Genomic DNA, 756 nt, shown 5'->3' with positions numbered 1-756 from the left:
GGCTGGCAGACCGTCGGCTTGCTGCTGCTGTCCAACGTCTTCATGACTTTCGCCTGGTATGGCCATCTCAAGGGCCTGGCGACCAAGCCTTGGTGGATAGCCGCCCTCATCAGCTGGGGTATCGCGCTGTTTGAGTACTTGCTTCAGGTGCCGGCCAACCGCATCGGCCATGGCGCCGGCTTCAGCCTGGCCCAGCTGAAGATCACGCAAGAAGTCATCACGCTCGCCGTCTTCGTGCCCTTCAGCCTGTACTACATGGGTGAACCGCTGAAGCTGGATTTCCTCTGGGCGGGTTTGTGTCTGATGGGCGCTGTCTACTTCATCTTCAGGTCGGCTTGATGACGGTTCGGTGACGGCGCCCGGTAAACTCCGACCCTTCGAGAGATCAAGGACGCCCATGCTGTTTGGCAAGCTGCTGCCCCGTGAGRGCAATTTTTTTGAGCTGTTCAATGAGCACGGTGGCTTCATCCTGGAAGGTGCGCGCGCCTTCCAGAAAATGATTGAAAACTATGCCGACCCAGCGCTGCGCGCGCAGTACGCCGACGAGGTCGACAAGGCCGAGCATGCCGCCGACCGCGTCACCGCGGAGGTGAACCGGCTGCTGCACCGCACGTTCATCACGCCCATTGATCGCGAGCAGATCCACGGCCTGATCAACGCGATGGACGACATCGTCGACCTGCTGCAGGATTCGTCCGAGACGCTGTCGCTCTACGATGTGCGCGCCGTGCCCGAACAGGTTCTGCAGTTGTGCAC

At 60.5% G+C, this 756-nt stretch carries 2 protein-coding genes; both read left to right on the top strand.

Annotated features, from left to right (window positions below):
- Nucleotides 1-339: DMT family protein (locus AC1DU6_RS33780; protein ID WP_477862748.1), on the top strand; the 339-nt coding region annotated here is incomplete at its 5' end.
- Between the two features lie 58 nt (nucleotides 340-397).
- A partial coding sequence (locus AC1DU6_RS33775) for a DUF47 domain-containing protein (protein ID WP_477862746.1) occupies nucleotides 398-756 on the top strand: 359 nt, incomplete at its 3' end.

The organism is Roseateles sp. P5_B10 (assembly GCF_056400485.1).
Note: the sequence above shows the minus strand (reverse complement) of the source record. Positions and strands in the feature narration are given on the sequence as shown.